General features: G+C 64.5%; 17 protein-coding genes. 5 read left to right on the forward strand and 12 right to left on the reverse strand.

Features of this window, described 5'->3' with window-relative positions:
- The coding region (locus IVB32_RS13275) for a hydroxyisourate hydrolase (RefSeq protein ID WP_247410579.1) at positions 1–116 on the forward strand (116 nt) is incomplete at its 5' end.
- On the opposite strand, the gene IVB32_RS13280 is transcribed toward IVB32_RS13275, so the two are convergent.
- Together IVB32_RS13280 and IVB32_RS13285 are read right to left on the reverse strand one after the other, a co-directional pair.
- Positions 113–2,839: a molybdopterin cofactor-binding domain-containing protein gene (locus tag IVB32_RS13280; protein ID WP_247410552.1), complete on the reverse strand. Its 2,727-nt coding sequence runs from the start codon at positions 2,837–2,839 to the stop codon at positions 113–115. The two genes, IVB32_RS13275 and IVB32_RS13280, sit on opposite strands and share 4 nt — an antisense overlap.
- The gene (locus IVB32_RS13285; protein ID WP_247410553.1) at positions 2,836–3,663 is read right to left on the reverse strand and encodes an FAD binding domain-containing protein; all 828 of its coding nucleotides are present in this window, start codon (positions 3,661–3,663) and stop codon (positions 2,836–2,838) included. The genes IVB32_RS13280 and IVB32_RS13285 overlap by 4 nt, the downstream gene beginning before the upstream one ends.
- 153 nt (positions 3,664–3,816) lie before the next feature.
- On the opposite strand from IVB32_RS13285, the gene IVB32_RS13290 reads away from it, so the two are divergent.
- Positions 3,817–5,166, forward strand: a complete 1,350-nt coding sequence (locus IVB32_RS13290; RefSeq protein WP_247410555.1) for an 8-oxoguanine deaminase — start codon at positions 3,817–3,819, stop codon at positions 5,164–5,166.
- 112 nt (positions 5,167–5,278) lie between these two features.
- On the opposite strand, the gene IVB32_RS13295 is transcribed toward IVB32_RS13290, so the two are convergent.
- The 4 genes from IVB32_RS13295 to IVB32_RS13310 all read right to left on the reverse strand — a co-directional run bounded on the left by IVB32_RS13295 (position 5,279) and on the right by IVB32_RS13310 (position 9,984).
- Positions 5,279–6,355 carry a BMP family ABC transporter substrate-binding protein gene (locus tag IVB32_RS13295; RefSeq protein ID WP_247410557.1) on the reverse strand — a complete coding sequence of 359 codons (1,077 nt, stop codon included), beginning with the start codon at positions 6,353–6,355 and terminating at the stop codon, positions 5,279–5,281.
- 78 nt (positions 6,356–6,433) lie between these two features.
- Positions 6,434–7,351: an ABC transporter permease gene (locus IVB32_RS13300; RefSeq protein WP_247390827.1), complete on the reverse strand. Its 918-nt coding sequence runs from the start codon at positions 7,349–7,351 to the stop codon at positions 6,434–6,436.
- The gene (locus IVB32_RS13305; protein WP_247410559.1) at positions 7,338–8,429 is read right to left on the reverse strand and encodes an ABC transporter permease; all 1,092 of its coding nucleotides are present in this window, start codon (positions 8,427–8,429) and stop codon (positions 7,338–7,340) included. The genes IVB32_RS13300 and IVB32_RS13305 overlap by 14 nt, the downstream gene beginning before the upstream one ends.
- Positions 8,413–9,984, reverse strand: a complete 1,572-nt coding sequence (locus tag IVB32_RS13310) for an ABC transporter ATP-binding protein (RefSeq protein ID WP_247410561.1) — start codon at positions 9,982–9,984, stop codon at positions 8,413–8,415. The genes IVB32_RS13305 and IVB32_RS13310 overlap by 17 nt, the downstream gene beginning before the upstream one ends.
- 576 nt (positions 9,985–10,560) lie before the next feature.
- On the opposite strand from IVB32_RS13310, the gene IVB32_RS13315 reads away from it, so the two are divergent.
- A complete protein-coding gene (locus IVB32_RS13315) occupies positions 10,561–11,670 on the forward strand; it encodes a hypothetical protein (protein ID WP_247410563.1) in 1,110 nt (369 codons plus the stop codon).
- A 132-nt stretch (positions 11,671–11,802) separates the two neighbouring features.
- On the opposite strand, the gene IVB32_RS13320 is transcribed toward IVB32_RS13315, so the two are convergent.
- Genes IVB32_RS13320 through IVB32_RS13345 form a run of 6 tightly spaced genes read right to left on the reverse strand, consistent with a single transcriptional unit; the run spans position 11,803 to position 17,675 of the window.
- On the reverse strand, positions 11,803–12,288 hold the full coding sequence (locus IVB32_RS13320; RefSeq protein WP_085361054.1) for a nucleoside deaminase: 486 nt from the start codon (positions 12,286–12,288) through the stop codon (positions 11,803–11,805).
- A 13-nt stretch (positions 12,289–12,301) separates the two neighbouring features.
- Positions 12,302–13,834: an ABC transporter ATP-binding protein gene (locus tag IVB32_RS13325; RefSeq protein ID WP_247338204.1), complete on the reverse strand. Its 1,533-nt coding sequence runs from the start codon at positions 13,832–13,834 to the stop codon at positions 12,302–12,304.
- The gene (locus IVB32_RS13330; RefSeq protein ID WP_018456689.1) at positions 13,831–14,514 is read right to left on the reverse strand and encodes an isochorismatase family cysteine hydrolase; all 684 of its coding nucleotides are present in this window, start codon (positions 14,512–14,514) and stop codon (positions 13,831–13,833) included. The genes IVB32_RS13325 and IVB32_RS13330 overlap by 4 nt, the downstream gene beginning before the upstream one ends.
- Positions 14,515–14,525: 11 nt before the next feature.
- The gene (locus tag IVB32_RS13335; protein WP_247410565.1) at positions 14,526–15,452 is read right to left on the reverse strand and encodes an ABC transporter permease; all 927 of its coding nucleotides are present in this window, start codon (positions 15,450–15,452) and stop codon (positions 14,526–14,528) included.
- A gap of 1 nt (position 15,453) precedes the next feature.
- Positions 15,454–16,566 (reverse strand): ABC transporter permease, encoded by a 1,113-nt coding sequence (locus tag IVB32_RS13340; RefSeq protein ID WP_247375636.1) that lies wholly within the window; start codon positions 16,564–16,566, stop codon positions 15,454–15,456.
- A complete protein-coding gene (locus IVB32_RS13345; RefSeq protein ID WP_247372381.1) occupies positions 16,563–17,675 on the reverse strand; it encodes a BMP family ABC transporter substrate-binding protein in 1,113 nt (370 codons plus the stop codon). The genes IVB32_RS13340 and IVB32_RS13345 overlap by 4 nt, the downstream gene beginning before the upstream one ends.
- A gap of 404 nt (positions 17,676–18,079) precedes the next feature.
- Here IVB32_RS13345 and IVB32_RS13350 point away from each other — a divergent pair, with 404 nt between their 5' ends.
- Both IVB32_RS13350 and IVB32_RS13355 read left to right on the forward strand, forming a co-directional pair.
- The gene (locus tag IVB32_RS13350) at positions 18,080–19,339 is read left to right on the forward strand and encodes an allantoate amidohydrolase (RefSeq protein WP_247384007.1); all 1,260 of its coding nucleotides are present in this window, start codon (positions 18,080–18,082) and stop codon (positions 19,337–19,339) included.
- A gap of 96 nt (positions 19,340–19,435) precedes the next feature.
- Positions 19,436–20,809 (forward strand): hypothetical protein, encoded by a 1,374-nt coding sequence (locus IVB32_RS13355; protein ID WP_247410567.1) that lies wholly within the window; start codon positions 19,436–19,438, stop codon positions 20,807–20,809.
- Positions 20,810–20,819 lie beyond the last annotated feature (10 nt).

Below are 20,819 nucleotides of genomic sequence, written 5' to 3' on the forward strand. Positions count from 1 at the left end.
ACCCGCCGTTCCTCGACGAGATCCCGCTACGCTTTGCGATCAGCGAGCCGGAAAGCCACTACCACGTGCCGCTGCTCGTCACGCCGTGGAGCTATTCAACCTATCGCGGCAGTTAATTGCCGAACTTCTCGTGCAGCGCCGGAAACAGCCGGTCCGGCTTGTAGGGCGGCGCCGTGAAGCGGATGCCGGTGGCATCGGCAATCGCGTTGCCGAGCGCGGCGGCGACCGGATTGTACGGACTCTCGCTCATCGACTTCGCCCCCAGCGGGCCGATCGTGTCGGAGGTCTCGGCGAAGAAGACCTCGGTGCGGGGGACATCGGCGAAAGAGGGCAGGTGATAGTCGCGAAATTTGGGGTTGGCGACGCGCCCGTCCGCGTCGATCACCATCTCCTCGTAGAGCGCGGCACCGAGCGCCTGCGCGACACCGCCTTCGACCTGGCCGCGGCATTGCATGGGATTGGCGACGACGCCGGCGTCCGCCGCATGCACGCTCCTGAGAATCCGGAGCTCGCCGGTGCCCTTGTTCACGGCGACGCGAAAGCCCTGCACGTTGAAGCCGACCGAACGCGGCGTCCCGCCGGAATTGCCGGCGCCTGCCAACGGCTGTCCGCGCTCGCGCGCGAGCTTTGCCAGCTCGACAAAGGACATGCGCCGTACGCCACTGACGACGGCCTCGCTCTCGAGCGTGCAGCTGCCGACTTCGCAGAGCCATGCGCCGGCGGCGGCCGCCTTCAGCTCGGTTGCGAGCTGCACGGCTGCCGCATGCGTCGCCTTGCCTGCCACGAACATGCCGGCGCTGCCATAGGCGCCGGTGTCGTGGCCGCCATGGGCGGTGTCGGACTGGAGCAGGCGGATCCGGTCGACGGTGGTCGCAAGCGTGGTCGCCGCGATCTGCCGGTGCACGGTGCTGGTGCCGTTGCCGAATTCGGCGGTGCCGACGGTGAGGTCGAAGCCGGCGTCGTCGTTGAGTGCGATCCTCGCATCCGCGAGATGGCCCGCCGGGGGTACCGTGTCGATCATGGTGAGCGCGACGCCGTCGCCGATCAGCCACTCCGGCGACAGGTCCGGCTGCGGGCCATCAGCCTGCATCGCGCGCTCGACGAGGTCGAGGCACTGGTCGAGCCCGTAGGAGCCGTAGAGCACGTCGTGAAATTCCGATGGCGGTGGCGACACCATGGGGTCGCCGGGCTTGACGACGTTGCGCCGCCGCATCTCGTAAGCGCTGATGCCAAGCTGCTTGGCCAGTTCGTCGATCGCGGCCTCGACCGCGATCAGTGTTTGCGGCAAGCCGTAACCACGAAACGCGCCTGCCGGCACCGTATTGGTGTAGACCGCGTAGCCGTCGACCCGCTTGTTCGGGCAATTGTAGACGCTGATGGATTCCGCCAGCGAGTGGAACATCACCGGGCCGGCATGATTGCCGTAGGCGCCGGTGTTGGAGAGCACGTCGAGCTGAAGCGCGGTGAGCTTGCCGTCCGCGTCGGCACCGGCCTTGACGTGGACCCGCATCGGATGCCGCGTCGAGGTTGCGATGAACTGCTCCTCGCGCGTGAGCTCCAGCTTCACCGGCCGCCCGGTCTTGAGCGCGGCGAGCGCCAGAATGTCCTCGACGAACATCTCCTGCTTGCCGCCAAAGCCGCCGCCGACGCGCTCGCAGAACACGCGGACCTTGTCCATGGGAAGCTCGAAGATATCAGACAGCGCGCGCCTGGTCAGGAACGGCACCTGCGTCGAGGTGCGGACATTGAGCACGCCGGAAGCGTCGAGCCAGGCGAGGCCGCCGTGGGTTTCCAAAGCGGCATGCTGCACACGGTGACTATGGAAGGTGCCCTCGAAGGTGACGGCGGATGTCGCAAGCGCAGCCCCGACGTCACCGAATTCGCCATGCGTCTCCGCGGCGAGGTTGCGCTGGGCGTCGGCGACGCGGTTCGCGGTGGTGCGGTCGGGATGAATGATGGGTGCGCCGGGCGCCATTACTATTTCAGGGTCGATCAGCGCGGGGAGGACTTCGTAGTCGACCTTCAGCCGGCGGCAAGCATCCTCGGCGGCGGCTTCGCTGTCTGCGACGACGGCGGCGACCTTCTGGCCGATGAAGCGGACGATTTCATCGAGGACACGAGTGTCCTCGGGATCCATCCAGTCCTTCTCATGCCGCGCTGTCGACATCAGAGTGGTTGGCGCATCCTCATGCGTCAGCACCGCCTGCACGCCGGGAACGCTCAGCGCTTCCGACTTGTCGATTGCGACGATCCTCGCGTGGGCATGCGGCGAACGGAGCAGCTTGATATGCAGCAGGCCGTCGATCTGCGTGTCGAACGTGTAGCGGGCCTTGCCGCGCACGATATCGCGGCCAGCCGGCGCCGGCAGGCTGCGGCCGAATGCGGCGCCGGCCTCGACGCTCTCCTCGATGTTGGTCTTGCCGAGCAACGCATCCTCGATCGAACGATACCCGGTGCAGCGGCAGATATTGCTCTTCAGCGCGACGCCGAGATCGGTGCGCTGCGCCTGGTTCAGCGAGGCGCAGGTCAGGATCATGCCGGCGGTGCAGAAGCCGCATTGAAAGCCCTGCGCATCGAGGAAAGCCTGCTGCATCGGGTGCGCGCCGCCGTCTCCGCCCAGACCTTCGATCGTGGTGACGGCACGACCTTCGGCGCGGAAGGCCGGGATCAGGCAGCTATGCACCGGCTCGCCGTCGAGCAGCACCGTGCAGGCGCCGCAATCGCCGGCGTCGCAGCCCTTCTTCACGCCGAAATGGCCGAGCTCGCGCAGGAACGTGCGCAGGCACTGGCCGGCGCGTGGCTCCTGCGGAAACGTCGTGCCATTGACCTCGAAGCTCATGACGACGGTGCTCCGAGGAGTTCGTCGCGGATCTCTTCGGCAAGCCGCAATGTCATGTGCTTGCGCCAGAGCGGCTTGCCATGGATGTCGGTGTGGTACAGATCGTCCGTGATCTGCTGCGCGATGGCCTCACGAAGCGCTTTCGCGTCGCGAGCCTCGCGAAAGGACAACCGGATCGGCCGCACCGTCGACGCGGTGACCGTGAGCGTCAGCGTGCCATCGGCATCCAGACTGCCGATCACCAGCGCCGCCGAGCGGCCGACCGGCGCCAGCGAGATCTGGCGGAAGGCCGTACGACGCTTCAGCGCGGCGATCGGAATATCGATCTGCCGGAGTAGGTCGCCCGGCGCCAGAAGGTTGCGCTGGTTGCCGGTGACGAAGTCGACGACGGGCATCATCTGTTCGCCGCCGCCGACCTTCCAGATGGTGCAGACGCCCTCCAGCGCCGCGGTGAGCGAGATCATCGGTCCCGCCGGCAGCGACATGCAGAGATTGCCGCCGACCGTCGCCGTCTTCCATATCTTGAACGAAGCAAGGAAGGCGCGGCAGCACTGGTTGATCAGCGGTGCCGCGAACCAGTCGGGTGGGCAGGTGAATCCATCGAGCTGCGCAACGGTGCAGGTGGCCGCGATGCTGAAATGGCTCTCCGTGACCGTTAGCGCCGGCCATTTGAGGTCGGTGAGATCGATGAGCCGAGTCAGGTGAATTTGCGGCTCCGAGAACAGCCAGGTGCCGCCCGCGAGCCAAGCATCACCTGGCGTCCAAACGGGCAGCTGCGCGCGCGTTTGCGGATGGGCGACCGCTGTGATGGTATTCAAGTCCATGGCGACGCCAACGCTTCCAACGAGTGAATCGAGCCGGGAGAAAGTCTTGCAAGACGAGCGCCAAGTCGCAACAACAAGTCGCAGCAAAAGCGCAATCAGGCCGGCCCCTGCCTTGCAGGCCTGTCGGGAGCGGATGTGAGGAGGAGCAGATTCATGAGCGACGCAAAGCCGATCTGGATCAGGGATCCCCTGGCTATCCTCGCCGATGGCGCCGAGCGCGGGATCGTGGTGCAGGACGGCCGGATCGTCGAGCTGGTGCCGGCCCGCGCTGCGCCCGCAACCGCTGACGTCGCGGTGTTCGATGCTGGCGACCACGTCGTGCTGCCGGGCCTCATCAACACCCATCACCATTTTTACCAGACACTGACGCGGGCGCTACCCGCGGCGATGGACCGCGAGCTGTTTCCCTGGCTCCAGGCGCTCTATCCGGTGTGGGCGAAGCTGACGCCTGATGCGCTCGAGCTCGGTGTCACGGTGGCGATGTCCGAACTGCTGCTGTCGGGCTGCACCACTACGACGGATCATCACTACGTATTTCCGGCAGGGCTCGAAGACGCCGTCGATATCGAGGTGGCGGTGGCCAGGCGGCTCGGCGTGCGCGTGCTGCTCACGCGCGGCTCGATGAACCTGTCGCAGCGCGACGGCGGTCTGCCGCCCGATAGCGTCGTGCAGGATGAGGACACCATCCTCGCGGACAGCGCGCGCGTGGTCGCCAGGCACCACCAGCGCGGCGCGGATGCGATGGTGCAGATCGCGCTCGCGCCTTGCTCGCCGTTCTCGGTGACGACGTCCCTGATGCGCGCCACCGCCGATCTGGCCAACAAGCTCGACGTGCGCCTGCATACCCATCTTGCCGAGACCGAGGACGAGAACAGGTTCTGCCAGGAGATGTATGGCTGCCGTCCGCTCGACTATCTCGAACAATGCGGTTGGCTCAATGCGCGGACATGGCTCGCCCATGGTATCTTCTTCAATGCAGACGAGATGAAGCGGCTCGGCAGGGCGAAGACGACGATCAGTCATTGCGCCTGCAGCAATCAGCTCCTGGCCTCCGGCTGCTGCCCCGTCTGCGAGATGGAGGAGGCCGGTGTCGGCATCGGCATCGGCGTCGATGGCTCGGCCTCGAACGACGGATCGAACCTGATGCAGGAGGTGCGGGCCGCGTTTCTGCTGCAGCGGGCGCGCTACGGGGTGACGAAGGTCAGTCACAAGGATGCGCTGCGCTGGGCCACCAAGGGCTCGGCGGCCTGCGTCGGCCGGCCGGAACTCGGCGAGATCGCCATCGGCAAGGCGGCAGATCTCGCGCTGTTCAGGCTCGACGAGCTGCGCTTCTCCGGCCAGGGCGATGCCCTGGCTGCACTGGTGCTGTGCGGGGCGCATCGGGCGGACCGAGTGATGGTGGCAGGGAATTGGGCCGTGATCGACGGCGCGATCCCCGGTCTTGATGTGGCAGACCTCATCCACCGCCACAGTTCGGCGGCGCGAGCCATGCAGGCGGGATAGTACCTAGGCGAAGATAGAAAGAGGGGGCGACCACAAGTGCCGGGTGCTTCTGGCCACCCCCTCCGAACCTCCTCCGGGAGGAGCAGGTGATTTAGGCGATGCAAGAAGCGTGCTACTTGCCCGGCAGCTTGTCGTCGATGCCTTTGACGTAGAAATTCATGCCGAGGATCTGGCCGTCGTCGAGATTGGCGCCGCCCTTGCACTCGACCTCCTTGCCGTCCTGCCCAAGGACCGGGCACTTGAACGGATGCAGCTTGCCCGCGGTGATCGCGGCCTGGGCATCCTCGGCGATCTTCTTCACGTCGTCAGGCATATTGGTGTAGGGCGCCATCGCGAACATGTGGCTGTCGAGGCCGCCCCATGTGTCGTCGGATTTCCAGGTTCCGTCGAGCTCGGCCTTGACGCGGGCAATGTAGTAGGGACCCCAGGTGTCGAGGATCGAGGTCAGCTGGGTCTTCGGCCCGAACTTGATCATCTCGGAATCCTGGCCGAAGGCGAGCTTGCCGCGTTCGCTGGCGATCTGCATTGCCGCCGGCGAATCCGTGTGTTGCATGATGATGTCGGCGCCCTGGTCGATCAGCGCCTTGGCGGCGTCGGCCTCCTTGCCCGGGTCGAACCAGGTGTTGGCCCAGATGATCTTGACCTTGATGTTCGGATTGATGGTCTGCGCGGCGAGGATCGTCGCGTTGATGCCGGAGACGACCTCGGGAATCTGGAACGAGCCGATATAGCCGAGCACGCCGGACTTCGACATCTTGGCCGCGATCAGGCCCTGGATGTAGCGGCCCTGGTACCATTTGGCCGAATAAGTCGACATGTTCGGGTTGCGCTTGTATCCGGTCGCGTGCTCGAAATGCACGTTCGGATATTTCTTCGCAACCTTCAGCGTCGGATCCATGTAGCCGAACGAGGTGGTGAAGATCAGCTTGTTGCCGGCGCGGACGAGCTGCTCGATGGAGCGCTCGGCGTCGGGGCCTTCAGGCACGTTTTCGAGGAAAGTGGTCTCGATCTTGTCGCCGAGCTCCTTCACCAGCGCCTGGCGTGCCAGCTCATGCTGATAGGTCCAGCCGAGGTCACCGACCGGGCCGAGGTAGATAAACCCGACTTTCAGCTTGTCGGCGGCGGAGGCTGCACCGACGCTCCCGGCAAGCAAGAGCCCGGCGGCCAGCGCAAGAAGTGATTTCCTCATCATCAATCTCCAAACATCAGGGGAAAGCCATGATCCGCAACGTGCGCGCCCCATCGCGCACGGTGCGGAGATGAAACGCTAGCGGTCAGGCACGAACACGGTGCCAAGCGCAGCCGGTGCGGTCGATCCACCCGTGCGCGCGCGGGAGAGCAGGACCAAGACGATGACAGTCGAAAGATAAGGCAGCGCCGACATCAACTGCGAGGGAATGCCGACGCCCCAGCCCTGCGCGTGCAGCTGCAGGATCGTCACCGCGCCGAACAGATACGCGCCGACCACGAGGCGGCCCGGCCGCCAGGACGAGAACACCACCAGCGCCAGCGCGATCCAGCCGCGGCCTGCGGTCATGCCCGGAATGAAGAAGGGCGTATAGGCGAGCGGCAGATAAGCGCCGGCAAGTCCTGCGCAGGCGCCGCCGAACATCACCGCTAAGGTGCGGATGCGCAGCACGGGATAGCCGAGCGCATGCGCAGACACGTGGTTGTCGCCGCAGGCGCGCAGGATCAATCCCGGCCGCGTACGGTACAGGAACCACCAGACGCCGATGACCAGCGCCAGCGAGAAATAGACGAAGGCGTCCTCGCCGAACAACACGCGGCCAACCAGCGGAATATCCGTGAGACCGGGAATGTTGAGATGCAGCGCCGGCGTGATGCGCTCGCCGACGAAGCCAGCGCCGATCAGGCCGGAGAGTCCGACACCCAGGATGGTCAGCGCCAGCCCTGTCGCAACCTGGTTGACCGCAAGCCCGAGCGCCATCAGTGCGAAGACCAGTGATATCAACGTGCCGGCGACGATGCCGAACAGTGCGCCGATAAAGATCGAGCCGGTCAACCACGCACCTGCAAAGCCACATGCGGCGCCGACGATCATCATGCCCTCGACGCCGAGATTGAGCACACCGGAGCGCTCGGTCACGAGCTCGCCGGTCGCCGCGATCAGGAGCGGCGTCGAGGCGGCGAGCACCGCGAGGATGATGGCTTCAATGAGTTCCACGAGCCACCTGTCGGTTCGGGAAAACCAGCTTGAAGCGGTAGAGGATGAGGGAATCGCAGGCGAGCACGTAGAACAGCAGGATGCCCTGAAAAACCTTTGTCACGTCCAACGGGATCTTCATCGCGATCTGCGCCTGCTCGCCGCCGATAAAGGTCAACGCGAGAAAAAGGCCTGCAATTAATATTCCAAGCGGGTTCAGCCGGCCGAGAAAGGCGACGATGATCGCCGTAAAACCGTAACCCGGCGAGATGCCGGGCTGGAGATGCCCGACCGGACCCGCGACCTCGATGATGCCGGCGAGGCCCGCCAGCGCGCCGGAGACGGCGAAGGTCAGGATGATCAATTGGTTGGAATTGAAGCCGCCGAACCGCGCGGCGCGTGGCGCGGCGCCCACCACACGGATCTCGAAGCCCTTGATGGTGCGTCCCAGCAGGATTGCGGCTGCCGCGACGACGAGCAGGGCGATGATCGCGCCCAGATGCAGCCGGCCGCCTTCGATCAGCAGCGGCACCGTCGCGACCGGATCGAACTCGGCGGTGGTCGGGAAATTGAAACCGTGCGGATCGCGCCAGGGGCCGCGCACGAGATAGTCGAGGAAGAGATCGGCGACATACACCAGCATCAGGCTGGTCAGGATTTCGCTGGCGCCGAACTTCACCTTGCAGATTGCCGGGATCAGTGCGTAGAGCGCGCCTGCGGCGGCGGCGAGCACGAGCATGACCGGCAGCACCCAGACACCGGCGTCGGTGCCCTGCGTCTTCACCGCAATCCAGCTTCCGGCGACTGCACCGATCAGGAACTGCCCTTCGGCGCCGATGTTCCAGGCATTGGCGAGATAGCAGAGCGACAGCCCGATCGCGATCATCACCAGCGGTGTCGCCTTCACCGCGATTTCCTGGAGCGAATAGCTGTCGGTCAAAGGCGCGACGAAATATGCGTGCAGCGCGAGCAGCGGATTCTTGCCAAGGATCGCGAACAGGATGACCATGGTCACGATCGTGAGGCCGATCGCGATCAGCGGAGAAATCAGCGCGATCGCGTTGGAGCGCTCGGCGCGTTTCTCAAGCACCAACTGCATGCGCGGCCTCCTTCGGCTCCAGCGTGCTGCCGCCCATCAACAGACCGAGTTTTTCGCGCGTTGCCTCGCTGGTGGCGAGCGGCGCAGACAGACGGCCGTGGAACATCACGGCGATGCGGTCGGCGATTTCCGCGAGCTCGTCGAGGTCCTGGCTGGTGACGAGCACGGCGGCGCCTGCGGTTGCGAGATCAAGCAGCGCCTGTCGGATGACGGCGGCAGCGCCAGCGTCGACGCCCCAGGTCGGCTGGCTCACCACCAGCACCGCGGGATTGCGCAGGATCTCGCGTCCCACGATGAATTTCTGCAGATTGCCGCCGGAGAGGGATGCTGCTTCCGGATCGCGCTTGGCCTTGCGGACGTCGAAGGTCTCGGTTGCGCGGTCAACCGTCTTCAGCGTGGCGGCAGTATCGATGAAGCCGTGATGGACCATGCCGCTGGCGGCGTGCCCGGTGAGAAGCGCATTCTCGGAAAGCTTCATGCGCGGCGCGGTGCCGTGGCCGAGCCGCTCCTCGGGAACGAATGCCGCGCCGAGCTTGCGGCGCTGCGTGATCGAGAGATGGCCGGCAGCAAGGCCTTCGATGACGATCGTGCCGGGATCCCTCGACAGGCGTTCGCCGGACAGCGCGGCGAAAAGTTCGTCCTGGCCGTTGCCGGCGACCCCGGCGATGCCGAGGATCTCGCCGCCTTTCAGCTCGAACGAGATGTGCTCGAGCCGCACGCCATGCGCTTCGCCGGGGGCGAGCGAGAGGTCGTTGACGACGAGACGCGGCACCGTGGTCTGCCGGCCGGCGGCCGCCTTCACCTCCTTGATCTCACCGCCGACCATCATGCGCGCCAGCGAAGCGGCGGTCTCAAGCCTGGGATTGCAGGTCTCCACCTTCTTGCCGCCGCGCAGGATCGTTGCCGTGTCGCACAAGCGCTTCACCTCTTCGAGCTTGTGGCTGATATAGAGGATGGCGCGACCTTCGGCCTTGAGCCGCTCCAGCACGACGAAGAGCTGGTCGGCTTCCTGTGGCGTCAGCACCGCGGTGGGCTCGTCAAGGATCAGGAATTGCGGATCCTGCATCAGCGCGCGAACGATCTCAATGCGCTGGCGTTCGCCGACCGACAATTGCCAGACCTCGCGTTTGGGATCGAGCGGCAATCCATAAGTCTTCGACACCTGCTCAAGCCGCGCCGACATGTCCTTGAAGGATTCTTTCCCGTCGAGGCCGAGCGCGACGTTCTCGGAGACGGTGAGATTGTCGAACAACGAGAAGTGCTGGAACACCATGCCGATGCCGCGGCTGCGCGCTTCCGAGGGACCGGACAGCACGATCGGCTGGCCCTGCCAGAAAATCTGGCCAGCGCTGGGCTGAATCAGCCCGTAGATCGCCTTGACCAGCGTCGACTTGCCGGCGCCGTTCTCGCCCAGCAGCGCGTGGATTTCCGTTGGCCAGATATCGATGTCGATGGCATCGTTGGCGAGGAAATCGCCATAGCGCTTGGTGAGCCCGACCGTCCTGAGGAGCGGGGACTCGCCGGAATGCAGGCTCTTAGCCGTGGGATCCAACATTCGCTGATGCGCTTGCATGGGGTGAGAAGTGGCCTCAATACTGGGCTAGTTTGAACCGCCGCGTAAGGTGTGAAAAAGCGTCATCCCTTGCTCAACGCTTTGGCAGGCAGGAGGTGTCGGCGAGTCTCGGCTCTCGCCGGCGGCGATCGTCCTCAGACACCTTCCGAGCAGCCTTTGCAGTCCCGGCTTGCGTGTGACGCCTGTTGCAAATTTGTGACGGCTCAAGCCAAATCGGAACCCGCTATGCAGGCTTGGCGTGAAGTTAAGCAGAGACGCGCCAGCACGCGTATGCATTTGCGAACACCGCGACAGTAGCTTCCACCCATCTTGTTTGCCTTGTCCGGTCGACATGAAAAGGCGAACGAAATCAAATGGGGATATCCGGCAATGGGTCGCTCTCGGCCGACGGCGTGGCGGTGAGGTTGGCCTTCCAAATCGGCCGGTGAAACGCCGCGCCCTGTGCAAACAAGCGGCATGCCTTGAAACAAGTTGAGGCTTCTCACTCCGGGAGATCGGCGCAAGTGTCGCACCCAAGGGACGTTCATTTTTACGTGTCCAAACTTGGGGGTATTCAGGATGTCGTTTCGTTTCAAGGCAATTGCAGCAGGCGCGCTGTCACTTGCTACGGTTGCTACCGGTGGCCTGGCTCAGGCGGCGGATCTGCCGGTCAAGGCTGCCAAGAAGGCGGCCGACCTTCCGTTCTTCCTGGTGATCGACGACCGCGTCACCTTCTCCTACATCTTCAATGCCTCGCAGCCCGGTGCGTTCACCAACACCAACGGCGTGATCAACGCCAAGACGACGAAGCAGGTCTACTCCTTCACCCACTTCGATGCCTGGACCTACGGCACCAACTTCTTCACCATCTCGATGTTCAAGTCGGACCACAACGATCCGGCCGGCCCGTGTACCGCCACAGGCGTGGTCGTTTCGCCGGCTGCGGGCTTCGCTGCGACGTCGACGAGCTGTGCCGGCGCGACAGAAATCTACGGTCTTTTCCGCTCGACCTTCGGCTGGAACGAGATCTTCAACACCAAGGCCTTCACGCAGGGCCCGCTGCACAATATCTCGTTCGAGATTGGCATGGATGCCAACACGGAGAACCGGTATTTCGGCGCCGCCAAGCGCGACGTTGTCGCCGGTCTGCAGTTCGCCTTCGATCTCCCCTATAAGGGCTACTTCAACGTCGCGCCGCTGGTGTATTGGGAGTTCGCCAACCACAACTCCTTCTCGCAGTGCGGCGCCGGCTGGTCCGCTCCATGTATTGCCGACGGCAACACGTCGTTCAAGCCGACCTGGGCGATCGAAACCAATTACTATATGGACCTCGGCTTCCTGCCGCAGAACATGCAGTATTTCTCGATCAGCGGCCGCGCGGCGTGGTATGGCAAGAAGGGCACCGACACTGAGCCGCTTCCCGCCAGCGTCGCCAACGGCGTCTATCCCACCAAGGTCGAGTTCAACTCCGAGCCGATCCGCCTGACCCTCGATGCCTCGAAGGCGATTTGGGGTGATAAGTACTCGCACTTCGTCGACGTCTGGGTCGCCTATCGCTATTGGCAGAACAAGTTCGGCCTCGATCACAACAACGCCGTGGCCTGCACTACTTTGGCCGGTGGCGCGAGGGTGAGCACCGGCTCCTGCACCGAGTCCTCGCTCTACTCCGGTGTCACTGTGAAATTCTAGCCCCCTGACACGCTTCAGGTGAACGACGATGGCGCCGCGTCAAACCTCCGCGGCGTCATCTTCGTTTGTGGGCAGGACGGTAGGGGATGAGCCGTAGGCGCAATCCGCTCTACGAAATTGAATTGGTGTTTGCTACTTCGTCCACACGCCGTCGTGCAGCGCTTCGGCCTCGTCTTCGAGCAGCGGCCCCGCAACCTCTGTCGGCCGCTGGCCGCTGGCAAAGACTTCGCGACAGGGCAAGTCGAGCGTCGGGTTCTCCGGATGATCGCCGGTGATGCCGCGCAGGCGGTGCTCGCTGAGGCCATAGACGACACGGCCGATGCCGGCCCAGTAGATCGCGCCGGCGCACATCGCGCAGGGCTCGGCGGAGGAATAGAGCGTGGCTCTCGCCAACACCTCGCGGCCAAGCGTGCGGCAGGCCTGCGTGGCGGCGAGGCGCTCGGCATGCGCGGTGCCGTCGTGATCCGGCATGTAGCCGTTCTCGGCCTCGATCAGGACCTTGCCCTCGGCATCGACCACGATGCAGCCGAAGGGATGGTTGCCGTGCGTGAGGGAACGGCGGGCGACCGCGAAGGAAAGGCGAAGGAAGTGCTCGTCACGCTCGGACCCGCCGCTCATCGCTCTTCCCTGGTCAATGCCCCGCCATGTGCCGGCCGACCACGGTGAGATCGGCTTCGCTGGTCCGTGCTTCATACACGAATTCGCCGTGGAACATCACCACCAGCCGATCGGAGAGTTCAAGGAGTTCGTCGAGGTCCTCGCTGACCAACAGCACCGCGGCGCCGCGGTTGCGCGCGGCCATGATCTCGGCATGGATTTGCGCCACCGCCGCGAAATCGAGCCCGAAGCAGGGATTGGCCGCGATCAGCACCTCGACGTCGCCGCCGAGCTCACGGGCCAGCACGGCGCGCTGGACATTGCCGCCCGACAGCGCCGAGATCGGCGTGTCGGGCGTGCGGGTCTTGATCTTGTACTGGGCGATCTTCTTCCGCGCGTCGACGCGGAAGGCACCGCGGTTGAGCCACCAGCCGAGGCTAGCGAAAGGCGCGCGGTCGAATTCGCGGAAGGCGATGTTGTCGGCGACGCTCATGCCGCCGACACAGGCGTTCTTCAGCGGCTCCTCCGGCAGGAGTGACATATTGTGCCGCCGCATCTCCTCGCGGCTGGCGTGATAGGGATCGCCGGCGACGCGGATCTCGCCACTCTCAGCCCCGCGCTGCCCGGCCAGCACCTCGACGAGCTGGCGCTGGCCGTTGCCGGAGACGCCGGCGATGCCGACGATCTCGCCGGCACGGACCGTAAGGGAGACGTCGTGCACGGCGATGGCGCCGGCGTCGTCGCGCGCGCGCATCTTCGCCAGCTCCAGCCTCGCCTTGCCGGCCTCACCGGTGCGCGGCGGCTGTAGCGTCAGCTCCTCGGCGCCGATCATGGTGCGCGCCATGGCGTCCGGCGTCAGTTCGGACACCTTGCCGGCGCCGGCGAGCTTGCCGCGGCGCAGGATCGTAACGTCGTCGGCGAAGGCCATGACCTCGCGGAACTTGTGCGTGATCATCAGGATGGTCAGCTCGCCCTTGACGACCATGTCGCGGAGCATGCCAAGCACCTCGTCGGCTTCCGCCGGGGTCAGCACCGAGGTCGGCTCGTCCAGGATCAGGAAGCGACGCTTCAGGTAGAGCTGCTTGAGGATCTCGCATTTCTGGCGCTCGCCCGCGGAGATGTCGGAGACCTTTGCGCTGAGCGGTACCTTGAATGGCATGCGCGCGAGAAAGGCCTCGAGCTCCTTCATCTCTTTCGGCCAGTTCACGACAGCCGGCACGTCATCGCGCGCCAGCACCAGATTTTCGGCGACCGTCATCGCCGGCACCAGCGTGAAATGCTGGTAGACCATGCCGAGGCCGAGGGCGTGGGCGTCCTTCGGATTGCCGATCGCCTGCTCGCGCCCGCCGACGAGAATGTCACCCTCGGTGGCGTGGTAATAGCCCATAATGCATTTGACGAGCGTCGACTTGCCGGCGCCGTTCTCGCCGAGCAGCGCATGGAACGAACCCGGCCGCACTTTCAGCGCGACATTGTCCAGCGCCAGGAAATCACCGAAACGCATGCTCATGGCGATGGCATCGACGCCGAAGGCGCCCGATGGCGGCGACGTTTCGCCGACGATCACGAAATCGCTCCGATGAAGGCGTCGGCGGTCGAGACCGCGCCAAACACGCCACCCTGCATTTTGATCATCTTCAGCGCGTGCTCGTGGTTGCTCTTGTCGGTCGCACCGCAGCAGTCATGCAACAGCACGCATTCGAAGCCGCGGTCGTTGGCCTCTCGCATGGTGGTGTGAACGCAGACGTCGGTGGTGATGCCAGTGAGCACGATGTTCTCGATGCCGCGCACGCGCAGGATCAGCTCCAGATCGGTGGCGCAGAACGAACCCTTGCCGGGCTTGTCGATGATGGGTTCGCCGGGCAGCGGCGCGAGCTCGGGGATGATGTCCCACCCGGGCTCGCCGCGCACCAGGATCCGGCCGCATGGGCCGGGATCGCCGATGCCGGCGCCGATCTGCCGGGAACGCCAGCGCTTGTTGGCAGGAAGATCAGAGAGATCGGGACGGTGGCCTTCGCGGGTATGGATGATGTGAAAGCCTTGAGCGCGCATTGCCGTGAGCAGTTTCTTGATCGGCTCGATCGGCGCCCGCGTCAGTGAGAGATCATAGCCCATCTTGTCCACATAGCCGCCGACGCCGCAGAAATCGGTCTGCATGTCGATGATGATGAGCGCGGTGTTCTCGGGGCGCAGATCGCCGTTATAGGGCCATGCATAGGGTTCGGACTTGATGGTGCGCTCGGGCATGATTTCGCTCTCTAGCGGGTGATCGACAATTCGGCCGGGGCTCCGGTCAACGTGCGTTTCGGCGAGCAGGTGATGATCATGATCGCCAGCGTCAGGAGGTAGGGGGCTGCGTTGAAGAGGTGGTAGCCGGAGGTGACGCCGACCGATTGCAACGCGGGTCCCAGCGCTGCGGCGCCACCGAAAGCGAGCGAGGCCCACAGACACAGCAAGGGGTCCCAGCGCGCGAAGATCACGAGCGCCACGGCCGTGATGCCCTGGCCCGAGGACAGGCCCTCGTTCCAGCTTCCGGGATAGAACAGCGACAGAAAGGAGCCACCGATGCCGGCGAGGAAGCCGCCGACCATGGTCGCGCGCAAGCGGATCAACAGCACGGAGTGGCCCATCGCACGCGCGGCGTCCGAACTCTCGCCGGCGGTGCGGATCAGGAGGCCCCAGCGCGTGGTCCGGAAGGCCCAGTAGAGAGTTGGGGCGAGCGCGACACCAATCAGGAACAACACGTTGACCCGTAGTGCCGCGCGCACCTGTTGAATGTCGCTCCACCAGCCGAAATCGATCGCGGGCAGCCGCGGCGCGGTGGGCTCGATCAGCGGCTTGCCGAGATAGAAGGCAAGCCCGGTGCCGAACAGCATCAAGGCGATGCCAACCGCGACGTCGTTGACACGCGGCAGCGAGCAGATGCCGGCATGCAGCGCGCCCAGAAGCGCGCCGGTGAAGCCAGCGGCGAGCACGCCGAGCCACGGCGATCCCGTAAGGTAGGAAATCCCGTAGGCGCTCATCGCGCCCATCACCAGCGTGCCTTCGAGGCCGAGATTGATGCGGCCGGAGCGCTCGGTGATGCATTCGCCCAGGCTCACGAACAGGAACGGGGTCGAGACGCGAATGGCGCCGCCGAGCACGGCGAGCGGGACCGTCCAGAGTCCGATCGAGCCGTCTGCCATCTCAGGACTTTCCCTTCAGAAACCCGATGCGGCCGTAGAGCGCATCGCTGGCCAGCACGAAGACGAAGATGATGCCTTGCAGCACTAGCACGGATGCATCCGGCAATCCGAGGCGGCGCTGCAACAGCCCGCCGCTGGCGCTGATACCACCGAGCAGGATCGCGACGGGGATAATGGCGAGCGGATTTTGCCGCGCCAGGAAGGCGACGAGAATCCCTGTGAAGCCGTAGCCTGCGGCGAGGTTCGCGTTGGTGCGCCCCTGCACCGCGGCGACCTCGACCATGCCTGCAAGGCCCGCGGCGCCGCCGGCGAGGAAGCAGACGATCAGGATCAGCTTGCTGACATTGAGACCGACGATCTTCGCAGCGCGGATGTTGCCGCCGGCAACACGCGCGGCGAAGCCAAACACAGTGTGATAGATCAGGATATAGGCGGCGAACGCGGCGATCAGGCCGAACACGAGACCCCAATGCACATCGGTGCCGGGGATCGATCCGATCATGTTGGCCGCGCCGATCTCGCGGGTCGACGGCTTGTTCAGGCTGCCGGGGTCGCGCATTGCGCCTTCGACGAGATGGTTGAGGACCGCGAGCGCGATATAGACGAGCAGCAGGCTCGAGATGGTTTCGTTGACGCCGCGATATTGCCGTAGCGCGCCCGAAAGCATGACCCAGAGGCCGCCGCCGATCACGCCGGCGACGACCATGGCGATCTGCACGATGAGCGGCGGCATGCCCTGAAGCACCAGTGCTGCGCTGGTTGCCGACAGCGCGCCGATCAGGAGTGCGCCTTCGCCGCCGATGATGACCATGCCGAGCTGCGCGGGCAGCGCCGTGCAGAGTGCGGTAAGGATCAGCGGCGCCGCGCGCGTCAACGTGTTCTGCCATGAGAACCAGGTGCCGAACGCGCCGTAGTACATGTAGAAATAGAGGTCGAGCGGGCTCTTGCCGAACATTGCGACGAAGATGCCGAAGACCCCGAGCGCGCCGGCCAGCGCCGCGCCCGGGATCAGGATATATTCGATCGCTCCGCCGTGACGCTGGAGGAATCCCGGATCGGCGGCCGGGGCAACGGTCCCGACCGCTTCAGCGAGATCTGCAGCTTCCGTCGTCACGAAGTCGCCCCGACCACGCCCTCCACGAGATAGTCCATCTTCTCGAGTTCGGGATCCTTCTGGCCGCGATCGGTGCCGGCCGCGATCACCGTCTTGCCCTTGTTATCGACCAGCCCTCCCTTGAAGATGGCGTAGCCGTCACCGGACAAGAACTTGGCCTTGACGTGGTCGGCGTGCTTGCGCGCCTCGGCGGAGACCGCTTCGCCATAGGGCGAGGTCTTGACGATCTCCTCCTTGAGGCCGCCGCGATAGAAGTTCGGAATGCTCTCGCCGGCGGCGATCATCTTGACGAACTTGGGGTACAGCGCTTCCCAGTTCCACTCGGCGCCCGTGAGATACGCTTTTGGCGCGAGCGGCGACTGGTTGACGTGATAGCCGCACACCATGGCGCCCCGACGCGCGGCGTTCTCGACCATGGTCTTCGGACCGTCGACATGGCAGGTCAGTACGTCGACGCCCTGATCGATCAGGCTGTTGGTGGCCTCGGCTTCCTTGACCGGCATCGACCAGTCACCAGTGAAGATCACTTGCGTGGTGGCCTTGGGATTGGCAAGCCTCGCGCCGAGCGCGAAGGCGTTGATGTTGCGCAGCACCTGCGGGATCGGTTTCGCGGCGACGAAGCCGAGCTTGCCGCTCTTGGAGCTATAGCCGGCGATGATGCCCGAGATGTATTGGGCTTCATCGATGTAGCCGAAATAGCTGCCGGCGTTTTTCGGGTCCTTGTCGCTCCACAGGCCGCCGCAGTGCTCGAAGTGCAGCTTCGGGAATTTGTTGGCCATCTTGACCATGTGAGGATTGTAGTAGCCGAACGAGGTCGGGAAGAGCAGGGTGGCGCCGTCGAGATTGATCATGGACTCGATCGTCTTCTCGACCGCGTCGGTCTCCGGCACCTTCTCTTCTTCCACGACTTTGAGGCCGGGAATCTTCTTCAGCGCCGCCGCGCCCTGCGCATGCGCCTGGTTGTAGCCATAGTCGTCCCGCGAGCCGACGTAGATGAATCCGATGGTGGTCTCGGCCGCGAAGGCCGGACGAATGCCCGTCGCCGCACCGAGGGTGACGGCCGCGCCGCCCTGCAACAAATGACGTCGTGAGACCCTGCCAAATTCCATTGCTTGCTCCCCTTGGCGGATGCACCGCCTCATCTCGCGCTGCGCCGGTCTGGCGGAGCCCGGGATAGATTGTCGCAAGCTTCGTGCCAGAGGCTACCGAGGGAGGATTTCCACTTAAGTTATTGAGAGCAATTTCCTATTTTCGGTGATCCGAGCTTGATCAGGAAAGCAGCAGATGAAAATATAGGCAGTATTTTATAATTGTATGCAATGGAGTTAAGCAGTCTTAACCGGCTTGGACATGTGCATGACGAGGGTCGGGTGGTCTGCCGGCAACCGCATTCATGCTAACCACGCGCTGATCGGAACGATGTCGACAGCGTGATTTCGCTGGCACCGAACTTGAATCGATTGCCGCCAGGACCGCCGTCGCCGCGGTCCCAAGAGATGGAAAGCCCGCCGAGATGGCTGCTGGTACCGCCGTTCATAATGGTTCGCTCGGCGAAGAGATCGTGCGAAGAATCAACGAGCTCGCGGCGATCTCGGAAGAAGGCGACAAGCTCACCCGCATCTATCTGACCGGCGAGCTGCGCAAGGCCGCGGACCTCATCCTGAGCTGGATGCACGACGCCGGTATGAGTGCACGTCTCGACGCGATCGGGAATGTCTGCGGGCGCTACGAAGGGGAGCGGCCGGGCGCGCCCTGCCTGATGCTCGGCTCGCACTACGACACCGTGCGCGATGCCGGCAAATGGGACGGGCCGTTGGGCGTGATCACGGCGATCGCCTGCGTCGCCGATCTCAACCGCCGCGGCAAGCGCCTGCCATTCGCGATCGAAATCGTCGGTTTTGCGGATGAGGAAGGGGTACGCTTTGCCTCGACCCTGCTCGGCAGCCGCGCCGTGGCCGGCACTTTTGACGAAAGCGTCCTCAACACACGCGACAGCGATGGCGTCGCGATGCGCGATGCGCTGGTGCAGTTCGGGCTCGACCCCGATCATATCGGCGCGGCCGCGCGGGCCCGGCGCGAGCTGCTTGCCTATTTCGAGCTGCACATCGAGCAGGGGCCGGTGCTGGAAACGCAAAACCTCCCCGTCGGAGTTGTCACTGCGATCGCGGGCGCGACACGGCTTGCCGCGCGGCTGACCGGCATGGCGGGGCACGCAGGCACGGTGCCGATGGCACTCCGGCGCGATGCGTTGGCGGGCGCGGCCGAATGCATCGGTGCGATCGAGCAGTTTTGCCGCACCGACGAGGGTGGGCTGGTCGGCACCGTCGGCTACATCCAGGCGAGGCCCGGCGCGACCAACGTCATCCCGGGCGAGGTGTCGTTCACCATCGATATGCGGGCGCCGACCGACATGCACCGCAAGCGCGCGGTCGCCGATGTCGTGAGGCAGATCGAGGCCATCGCAAAGCGCCGCCAATTGACACTTCAGCTCGACGTCACCCACGAGAACCGCACCGCGCCCTGCGCGCCCTGGCTCAAGGAGCAGATCGCGCAGGCGATCAAAGCGGAAGGTTTTTCCGTGTTCGAGCTGCCGAGCGGGGCGGGGCATGACGGCATGGCCATGATCGACATTGCCGACGTCGGCATGATCTTCGTTCGCTGCCGCGGCGGAATCAGCCATCACCCCGACGAGCATGTCGAGCTCGCCGATGCCGACGCCGGCGCGCGAGTGTTGCTGGGGCTGATCGAGAATTTTCGGCCGCGGGAAGGCTAAACTGAGCCCGCAAGTCACGGGATAGAGACACGAATCAGACAGGTCTGGAGCCGCGACGGCCTCCCGCCGGACCACGAGACCCATTCGACGGCGCGTATGAACAGCGGCATCTCTTTTCCATCCCATGGCGAAAACCGATTTTACCAGGGTATGGCGGCGACCTTCGTTGCCAGCGCGCTTCAGGCGGTGAACTTTCTGGGTGATCGATTCCTGAGGAAGTCGCATCATCCGTTCACGGCTATCGAGGACCTTTACCGGCACTCGATGGACAGTGCTTTTGCGGTATCTGAGTCCTTTCTCGTTACGGGCGCGCCGCACGCTTCTGCGTACTATCCGCGCGACTTTGCCTGGTTCTATCCCGACATCCTCGATCCCGACACTATCCTGGATTCGCAGGATGCGGTGCGCCGGGCTCGTCTGCTCGAAAAGAGCGTCCGCCTGCTGCTGGAAGCGGTTCGCGCCAACGTCGTCACGACGACGATCGTCCCGGCGGGGCGCGCCCGGTATCTCGGCGTGAACTATTTCTCGCGCCCTTCGGATACGCTGCTCGGCATTCTGGCCGGCCTGCGGCAGATGATCTCTGCCGAGGAGAGAGCGTCGTCCTATCTGGCGATGTCGCAATGCGTGCATGCCGGTCGCCTGCTGCTGGCCGAATATTGCGGTGATCTGAACCGCGCGATCCTCCAGCTCGCAAGCGAGCTCGAGCCGTTCAATGATGATGGCTCTACGTATTTGCTGTGCGATGCCAGTGCTCCGCGCTCTGCGGCAACGGACACGCGCGCCGAGCGCAGGCGTTTCGTCACCAATGCCTGCGTCTACACGACATTCGTGTGGGGCGTGCGGCTTGGAATCGTCGACGAGAACGAGCTGAAGCGGCGGCTCGGACGCGACCTGGCGCAGTACAAGGGGGACCTGCTCCGCCTGTTCGGCAAGGGTGGCTATATCAGGCATTCCCTGGATGGCCCCACGCGCTCGCCGGTGTCCGCGGTCGCGCTGGATTTCGTCAGTGTGCATCGCGGCTTCTGGGATATGAACGAGCCGGCCGAGCGCGCGCTGTTCGCAGCCACGGCGGATCTGATCCTTGCGGAGCCGCGCTTTCGCATCCCCGGCACATTCCACTTCCTGGTGTCCGCGGATAATCCGCGGAACAAGATGATCCACAAGATCGCGGCTCCCGCCTATCAGGGACGTTCCTCCTGGCCGACGTTCAACGTCGAATTCGCGGATCGCATGCTGGACTATGATGAATTCTCGTGCAGCGATACCTACCGTTCCTGCGCCCAGGGAATTCTGAAGGACATTCGCACCGCAACCGAAGTCCACGGCGGCTATCAGGAACTGATCTCGGAGTGGGGCCTGAAGTATCGCACCTGGGCCTACAAGGGTGCCGTGGCCCACTCCTGGTTTCCGCGTTTCCTCTCTGTCTGGAGGAGGGCGCATGGAACGCCGCTCCTCCAGTGGAATGACTGAACGGCGGTCG

The sequence above is a fragment of the Bradyrhizobium sp. 23 genome (assembly GCF_023073295.1).
GTDB lineage: Bacteria > Pseudomonadota > Alphaproteobacteria > Rhizobiales > Xanthobacteraceae > Bradyrhizobium > Bradyrhizobium canariense_D.

What these genes read in the sequence shown, in the direction of transcription:
- IVB32_RS13295 (WP_247410557.1), bottom strand. Translation starts at nt 6,355, where the DNA reads ATGAGGAAATCACTTCTTGCGCTGGCCGCCGGGCTCTTGCTTGCCGGG.
- IVB32_RS13355 (WP_247410567.1), top strand. Translation starts at nt 19,436, where the DNA reads ATGAACAGCGGCATCTCTTTTCCATCCCATGGCGAAAACCGATTTTAC.
- IVB32_RS13320 (WP_085361054.1), bottom strand. Translation starts at nt 12,288, where the DNA reads ATGAGCGGCGGGTCCGAGCGTGACGAGCACTTCCTTCGCCTTTCCTTC.
- IVB32_RS13315 (WP_247410563.1), top strand. Translation starts at nt 10,561, where the DNA reads ATGTCGTTTCGTTTCAAGGCAATTGCAGCAGGCGCGCTGTCACTTGCT.
- IVB32_RS13335 (WP_247410565.1), bottom strand. Translation starts at nt 15,452, where the DNA reads ATGGCAGACGGCTCGATCGGACTCTGGACGGTCCCGCTCGCCGTGCTC.
- IVB32_RS13345 (WP_247372381.1), bottom strand. Translation starts at nt 17,675, where the DNA reads ATGGAATTTGGCAGGGTCTCACGACGTCATTTGTTGCAGGGCGGCGCG.
- IVB32_RS13350 (WP_247384007.1), top strand. Translation starts at nt 18,080, where the DNA reads ATGGCTGCTGGTACCGCCGTTCATAATGGTTCGCTCGGCGAAGAGATC.
- IVB32_RS13330 (WP_018456689.1), bottom strand. Translation starts at nt 14,514, where the DNA reads ATGCCCGAGCGCACCATCAAGTCCGAACCCTATGCATGGCCCTATAAC.
- IVB32_RS13310 (WP_247410561.1), bottom strand. Translation starts at nt 9,984, where the DNA reads ATGTTGGATCCCACGGCTAAGAGCCTGCATTCCGGCGAGTCCCCGCTC.
- IVB32_RS13305 (WP_247410559.1), bottom strand. Translation starts at nt 8,429, where the DNA reads ATGCAGTTGGTGCTTGAGAAACGCGCCGAGCGCTCCAACGCGATCGCG.
- IVB32_RS13285 (WP_247410553.1), bottom strand. Translation starts at nt 3,663, where the DNA reads ATGGACTTGAATACCATCACAGCGGTCGCCCATCCGCAAACGCGCGCG.
- IVB32_RS13280 (WP_247410552.1), bottom strand. Translation starts at nt 2,839, where the DNA reads ATGAGCTTCGAGGTCAATGGCACGACGTTTCCGCAGGAGCCACGCGCC.
- IVB32_RS13290 (WP_247410555.1), top strand. Translation starts at nt 3,817, where the DNA reads ATGAGCGACGCAAAGCCGATCTGGATCAGGGATCCCCTGGCTATCCTC.